At 67.9% G+C, this 6,479-nt stretch carries 10 protein-coding genes; 6 read left to right on the forward strand and 4 right to left on the reverse strand.

The window, feature by feature from the left end; all coding sequences use genetic code 11:
* Nucleotides 1-38 precede the first annotated feature (38 nt).
* Both Psi01_RS13035 and Psi01_RS13040 read right to left on the reverse strand, forming a co-directional pair.
* Complete coding sequence (locus tag Psi01_RS13035; protein WP_204064237.1) at nucleotides 39-359, reverse strand: hypothetical protein; 321 nt, start codon at nucleotides 357-359, stop codon at nucleotides 39-41.
* Between the two features lie 9 nt (nucleotides 360-368).
* A complete protein-coding gene (locus Psi01_RS13040) occupies nucleotides 369-602 on the reverse strand; it encodes a helix-turn-helix domain-containing protein (protein ID WP_204064238.1) in 234 nt (77 codons plus the stop codon).
* Between the two features lie 335 nt (nucleotides 603-937).
* Here Psi01_RS13040 and Psi01_RS13045 point away from each other — a divergent pair, with 335 nt between their 5' ends.
* From Psi01_RS13045 to Psi01_RS13065, 5 genes are all read left to right on the forward strand, one after another.
* Nucleotides 938-1,387: a hypothetical protein gene (locus tag Psi01_RS13045; RefSeq protein ID WP_204064239.1), complete on the forward strand. Its 450-nt coding sequence runs from the start codon at nucleotides 938-940 to the stop codon at nucleotides 1,385-1,387.
* Nucleotides 1,388-1,490: 103 nt separating this feature from the next.
* The gene (locus tag Psi01_RS13050; RefSeq protein WP_204064240.1) at nucleotides 1,491-1,880 is read left to right on the forward strand and encodes a hypothetical protein; all 390 of its coding nucleotides are present in this window, start codon (nucleotides 1,491-1,493) and stop codon (nucleotides 1,878-1,880) included.
* Between the two features lie 16 nt (nucleotides 1,881-1,896).
* Entirely contained in the window at nucleotides 1,897-3,024 is a 1,128-nt protein-coding gene (locus tag Psi01_RS13055) for a tyrosine-type recombinase/integrase (RefSeq protein WP_204064241.1), read from the forward strand.
* A 140-nt stretch (nucleotides 3,025-3,164) separates the two neighbouring features.
* A complete protein-coding gene (locus Psi01_RS13060; RefSeq protein ID WP_204064242.1) occupies nucleotides 3,165-3,623 on the forward strand; it encodes a GNAT family N-acetyltransferase in 459 nt (152 codons plus the stop codon).
* A 152-nt stretch (nucleotides 3,624-3,775) separates the two neighbouring features.
* The gene (locus Psi01_RS13065) at nucleotides 3,776-4,249 is read left to right on the forward strand and encodes a peroxiredoxin (protein WP_204064243.1); all 474 of its coding nucleotides are present in this window, start codon (nucleotides 3,776-3,778) and stop codon (nucleotides 4,247-4,249) included.
* 64 nt (nucleotides 4,250-4,313) lie between these two features.
* Here Psi01_RS13065 and Psi01_RS13070 read toward each other — a convergent pair whose 3' ends face one another.
* On the reverse strand, nucleotides 4,314-4,805 hold the full coding sequence (locus Psi01_RS13070; RefSeq protein ID WP_204064244.1) for a GntR family transcriptional regulator: 492 nt from the start codon (nucleotides 4,803-4,805) through the stop codon (nucleotides 4,314-4,316).
* 90 nt (nucleotides 4,806-4,895) lie between these two features.
* Nucleotides 4,896-5,378: a GntR family transcriptional regulator gene (locus Psi01_RS13075; protein WP_204064245.1), complete on the reverse strand. Its 483-nt coding sequence runs from the start codon at nucleotides 5,376-5,378 to the stop codon at nucleotides 4,896-4,898.
* A gap of 176 nt (nucleotides 5,379-5,554) precedes the next feature.
* Here Psi01_RS13075 and Psi01_RS13080 point away from each other — a divergent pair, with 176 nt between their 5' ends.
* Nucleotides 5,555-5,809, forward strand: a complete 255-nt coding sequence (locus tag Psi01_RS13080) for a hypothetical protein (RefSeq protein WP_204064246.1) — start codon at nucleotides 5,555-5,557, stop codon at nucleotides 5,807-5,809.
* Nucleotides 5,810-6,479 lie beyond the last annotated feature (670 nt).

Raw genomic sequence — 6,479 nt, forward strand, 5'->3', positions numbered from 1 at the left:
TGTCCTCTCGTGGATGGGCGGTCGCGGTGAGGGGGAGGTCAGGTGTGGGGGGCGGGGGCCGTCTCGCGCTGCTCGACGTGGGCGTAGACGGTCACCTCGACGCCGCGGTAGGCGGCCGTGACGGCGAGGCGGATGTGGCCCTCGTAGGGGCGGGAGGTGATCGCGGTGCCGAGGAAGTCGGCGTAGGCGGCGATCGCGGCGCGCTTGGCGTCGTCGTCATCGGCAGGCACTCGGCCCTCGAGCTGGCCCGGCGTGTAGGGCGGGACGTACCAGGCGATGACCGGCAGGCCGTCGTGGGAGGCGATGCGGGCCAGGACGGCGATGACGTGGCGCTGGTCGAGGGCAGCGAGGGGGGTCACCTGTCCCCCTCAGCGGCCGGACGGGCGCCGGTCAGAGGTGTCGACGATGCGAGGCCGGCCCTCGGCCCAGGCCTCCAGGGCGGCGCGGGGAACGCGGATCCTGGTCTTGCTGGAGCCCGGGGGAGCGATGTCGATCGCCTCGATCTCACCCGCGGCGATCTTCCGGTACAGGGTGTTGCGATGGATCCCGATCTCCGCAGCGGCGTCAGGAATCGTGAGGAGTAGCGGCCGAGTGGGAGTCATGAAAACGGACCTCCTTTTTGATGATTCATCAGAAAGCACGGGCATGGAAAAGTACTCCCTTGTTCGGTTCGGGGATCGAGGCATCAGGTGATCTTTGTCGCCTAGCGCCTCACGATGTCGCATGGTGCCCCTTGATGATTCATCACAAACAATAGGGCGCTCTCCTGTCTGGTGTCCAGCATTTCGGTCGGGTGATCTGACTGTGACCGCCCAGCTCTGGTTTCATTGGCCTCATCGGTGTCCGATTTAGCGGACACCGATGGGTCTCGCGAGTTGATGATCCATCAGAAACTCATGGGGCCCGTGAGGCGAGGGCGACGTAGAGAGGCACTTGGATGCCGCCGCAGGACGAGGGGCTGCGAACCCCCCTGAGTGATCATGTCCGGACGTACCTGGAGCGCGCCGAGAGTAGAGGTGTCAGCAAGAACCGATTCGTGACCAGCTGCGTTGATCCGCTCAATCCCACGAAGCAGATCTACGGGCAATGGCTGGACGCCCTGCTCGATGGGCGCGGCCCGATGCCGGAGCTGTGGCGCCTGCGTGCCCTGGCGGCCGGGATGGGCGCAGACCCTGAGGCGCTGAAGGCCGGCAGGAGCCGTGAGCTGGAGGAGCTGAAGCGCATGGCTGCAGCGCAGTGGCTGGAGTATGAGGTCGAGGAGATCCGTCACGGCGACGACGTGATCATCCTGCCGGTCCGGAACGGCCTGAGCGAGGCCGCGCGCCGGCGGGTCCGGCGGGTAGCAGAGGCCGCACTAGCGGCGGAGGAAGACGAGGAAGGGGACTAATCCGACTTTCTGATGAATCCTCAAATATCGGCGCGACATGAGGCAGACTCGGTGATGCATACGGAACGCGTACGAACGGTGATTATGCGTTATGAACCAAGGGATGCCCGGAACATTCCGCTTCCGACGACTCGCCGACCCTGACCTCTTCGATGACCTGGAGGCCCCCGCTCTGATCATCTACCGCCCCGGCCGGATCCGCGTCCGCGTGGACGCCCGAGAGATCGCGGCCGGGGTCGATCTCCTCCGTCAGCTCGAGCGCATGGCCGATGATCTGATGGCCCCCTTCCACCAGCTCGCCGAGCGGCACGGGTCCGGACCGATCGGCGTCGTCAACCGCGTCCGACGCCTGCCCGGCGGGCGCCTGGTCGCCGCCGAGTACATCGACGGCGTCGCGTGCATCGAGGTCGTGCGCGCCGCCATGTCCGAGGATGCCGCCGCCGCCCTCGCGGTGGCCGGCTCCGACCTCGGCCACTACCTCATCCCCCGATAACCCCCCAGGAGGCCGCATGGCCTACATCCGCAAGCTGAAGTCCGGCCTGTATCAGGCGACCGTGCGCGGGCCCGGCGGCAAGCGCTACACCAAGACCGACAAGCTGCGCCGCATCGTCAAGAACTGGGCTGAGGAGAAAGAGGCCGAGCTCCGGCGAGGGGAGTGGCGCGATCCGCGCATCGGCCGCACCACCGTCGAGGAGTGGCACGAGCGATGGTGGGCGGCCCGGGTCGTGGCCGACACCACCGCCGAGCGCGACCGCAAGAACCTCGACCGCTACGTGCTGCCGTACTGGAGTAAGTGGCCGTTGGACTCCATCACCCGCATGGAGGTGGAGGGCTGGGTCAAGCGCCTGAGCAAGGAGGGCGGCAAGGCGCGGGACGGCTCCCGCGGGCCACTCGGTGCGCCGACCGTGCACCTGGCCTACAAGGTCTTCTCCGCCATGCTGAGCGCGGCCACCAAGGAGACGCCGGCCATCATCATGAACAACCCCTGCACCGGGGTCCGGCTGCCCGCGCTGCCGGCGAAGAAGCGTCGCTTCTTCACCGATGAGGAGCAGGCTCGGATCTTGGAGCATCTCCTCGAGCCGTACCGGACGCTGGTCGAGCTGTCGCAGTGGTCCGGGCTGCGCTGGGAGGAGCTGGCCGGCCTGCACGGCTCGGACGTCGACTGGCTGCGCGAGCTGATCGAGATCCGGTGGGTGCTCACCCCGAAGGGCCTGCGGCCGTACCCGAAGAGCCAGCACTCCGATCGGATCATCCCGGTGCCCGCGCACGTGATGGGCGCGATGGCCCGCCTGATGGAGGGCCGGGATCCGGCCGCGCTGGTCTTCCGCCCGCGGACGGGCCCGGAGCGGCCGGTGAACTACAAGACGTTCCACTCGCACTGGACGCGGGCGGTGGCGGCGGCCGGGGTGGCGTACGCGCCGCCGCACACCAATCGGCACACCGCGGCCAGCCGGCTCGTGCAGATGGGCGTGCCGATCTTTCAGGTGCAGAACATCCTCGGGCACGAGACGATCAAGACGACCGAGCAGTATTCGCATCATGACCCGCATGCGCACGCCGATATCAAGAAGGCGTGGAAGAAGCGTCTGGGGGACTCCGGACGCACCAGTGACGCACAGGCGTCCGAAGGATCTTGAATATACGACTCCAGCCAGGGCGCCCCATGATCGCTAAGAACACATCATCCCGGTGTTCTGACGCCCGCCGTCCCCCGAGATCGTAGGTGGCGGCGGATCGGGGTGCGGGGAATGTCGGTGACGGGGTCTACCGTCGCCGCATGAGCTCATCATTACGCCTGGAACAGGTGACCCGGGACAACCTCGGCGCCGCGTTGAAGATCAGGATCCGGCCGGAGCAGGAGGGGACCGTCGCCCCGGTCGAGCGCTCCCTGGCCGAGGCCTACGCCTCCCGGGAGACGGCCTGGCCCCGCCTGGTCTGCGACGGGGACGAGGTGGTCGGGTTCATCATGGGCAACTTCGAGTTCGACTCCCCGATCGACTTCTTCCAGTGCGGCATCTGGCGGCTGAACATCGCCGCCGAGCACCAGGGCAAGGGCTACGGGCGCTTCGCGGTGCGGGAGCTCTGCGAGGAGGCCCGGCGCAGGGGCGCCAAGCGCGTCACCGTGCTCTGGGAACAGCACGAGTACGGTCCCGAGGAGTTCTATCTCAAGCTCGGATTCCGGCCGACCGGGCAGGTGTTCGAAGGAGAGATAGTGGCGGAGCTCTTGCTCGACTGAACCCGGGGCACCATCCTTGATCCTGTTCCGGGACCCCGCCCCGCCGCAGGGCCGAGCGCGGGCGCCGGGGCAGGATCCGAGGACACCGACCCTCCGGCCAGATCCGCCACAAGCGCCCGCCGGAGGGTTTCGAGCACCACCGGGAGGACGTCGTGGCCGGAAGTGTCGCGGTCGGAGATGTGGTCGAGGACTTCGAACTGCTCGACGAGACCGGAACACCCCGCAAACTCGGCGACCTGCTGGCCGACGGGCCGGTGGTGCTGTTCTTCTATCCGGCGGCCCTGACCTCGGGGTGCACGCTGGAGAGCTGCCACTTCCGCGACCTGGCCGGCGACTTCGCCAAGGTCGGCGCCCGCCCGGTCGGCATCAGCCGCGACGTCGTCCCGCGCCAGAAGCGCTTCGCCGACACCTACGACTTCGGCTTCCCGCTGCTGTCCGACCCCGACGGCGTCGTCGCCCGCAGCCTCGGCGCCCGCCGCAGCTACGCTGTCGGCCCCTTCCTCACCCGCCGGATGACGTTCGTCATCGACGTCGACCGCCGCATCCTCGAAGTGATCCACGACGAGGCCAACATGAACATCCACGCCGACCGAGCCCTGCAAGTCCTCCACGCCCGGTCGTCCTGACTCCTCCGCCACGGCGTACGGAGACCGGGAGGCGTCCCGGCACGCGCCTCTCACCGGGTGATCCTCATCGCCCCGTCCCGGCAGGCCATCGTTCGGGCGGGGAGACGAAGCTGCCCCGCTGGGGAACGGTGTAGATCCAGCCCTCCTCGCGCAGGATCCTGATCGCGTGCCGTACCGTCTCGCGGGCGACACCGTGCCGATGGACGAGCGCGGCTTCGCTCGGCAGCGGGCGACGGGGCCGGAGTTCGCCCCGCAGGATGGTGCGCATCAGATCATCCGCGATCTCCCGGTACATCGGCGTGGGCCGGTTCCTGCGCCGGATTCCGTCGGGCGGTCCGACGAACGTGCCCTCGCCCTGCACGGCATGGACGAGTCCCTCGTCGCGGAGCGTCCGGATCGCTCGGCGGGCGGTCGTTCTGGCGACGCCGAACTCCTCGCGGAGCTCCGATTCGCTCGGTACGGCATGACCGGCGAGGAGGATCTCTCTGGCGATCCGCTCCCTGATGATGTCGGCGATCTGGACGTAGAGGTGGGTGTCGCCTTCGTGATCGAGCACTTACGCATGGTAAGTGAAAAATCGATCGAGGGGAACGGGAGGGGAACTAGAAGATACGGATACCGTACTAGCGGAGACGTTTCTGCTGACTTATGGGGATTGAGGCCACTTGTCGCGGGGGGAGACGTATGTGCCTCGATAAGGGATGGTGAACACCCAGCCCTGGTTCCGCAGGAACTCCATGGCCTGACGGACGGTGGCCTTCGCGACGCCGTACTGCCTGATGAGGTCCTTCTCGCTCGGCACCCGCCGGTTCGGTACCAGTTCGCCGCGCAGGATGCGTTCCCGGAGGCCCGTCGCGATCTGCTGGTATATCGGAATCTGATCGTCGGGCCGGGGTGTGCCGGGCTCTCCGACGAACGTACCCTCGCCTTGGACGGTGTAGACGAGACCCTGGTCGCGAAGCTCTCTCGCGACTCGCCGCGCGGTGGTCCGGGCGATGTCGTACTGGATCTCCAACTGCGCCTCGCTGGGCACCGGTTCGCCCGGGCCCAGTTCGCCTGACCGGATGCGCGCGTGGATTTCCTCGGCGATCTGTTTGTAGACCGGGATTGGTCCTTCGCGGTCGAGCATTCCCGAATGATAGACCAAAAGGTACGTGTAAGTGTAAAAGGTACATCCTCTTAACTAATACATACGTGTGGTAGACCATTGATGACGGGGTGGCCTATTGTCGTCTCGTGACCGGCCGGGAGATGGGACCTCACGAGGCGGCTGTGATGGCGGTGGGCCGTCATCACAGCCGTCACGTGGGGCTTCTTCAGGCGGAGCACGAACGGATCGACTGGAGAGGGGAGCAGGCCAGGGCGGCGCGGGTGCGGATAAGGGAGCACACGTGTGACTGCAAGGCGACGTTCTACGAGCTCTGCCAGGCGGGTGGGCTGATGTTCATCCGGCGGACGCATCGCGGGCCGGCGGGCGTGGTGGTGCATGAGTCGCCGTGGATCCCGGCGAAGGAGGCGCAGGAGCTGTGGCTGCGGCTGCTGTCGGGAAGCGCGCGATGAGCAGGAGAGGCTCCCGGCCTTTCGGATGTGTTCTGACTCCGGAAGGGCCGGGCGGTGGCCCCGGGGGCTGGAGGGGGTCCGGGGCCACCAACCAGGATCCCGGCGGGCGGGTTCCCACGCCGCCCGCCGGGTGCGGGTCCCCGGCGGTCATGCGCCCGCCGGGTGCGGACTCCCCAGCGGGTGCGCGCCAGTCTGCCGGGGACCTCCGTGGCCTTGTGTCTGGGAGAGGGGCAAGGCCACTCCGATCGCCGTTGCCGTCCGGACGGCAACGACGACCGGTAACCCGGTCCGGGCGTGGGTGACGCCCGGACCGGGCCCTCGGTCCAGAGGACTCGGGAGACCGGAGAGACCCGGGAACTCCGGGAACTCCGGGAAATCCAGGACGCGGAGGTCCGGCAGGTTCTGGGAATCCGGTGTTCTCGGAAGGTCGAGACACGTAGCTCCTGAGGCTGAAGGCGGGTACGGCGGGGCGGGTGCCGCCCACCCGTGGAGCACGCCCGCAGTGAGCCGGGTGCTGTCCACCCGGGCTGCGCCGCACGTCGGTGGGCGCCCAGCGCTCCTCGGCCCCCTTCATCGCGACCGCCCCCGTGTCCGAGCGGTCGGGTGCTCTGGTGTTCGGGTCCCCGTGCTCGGGTGCTCCGGTGTCGTGGGTGTTCGGGTGTCCTTGCGT

The sequence above is a fragment of the Paraplanobispora siamensis genome, from assembly GCF_016863175.1.
Lineage (GTDB): Bacteria > Actinomycetota > Actinomycetes > Streptosporangiales > Streptosporangiaceae > Planobispora > Planobispora siamensis.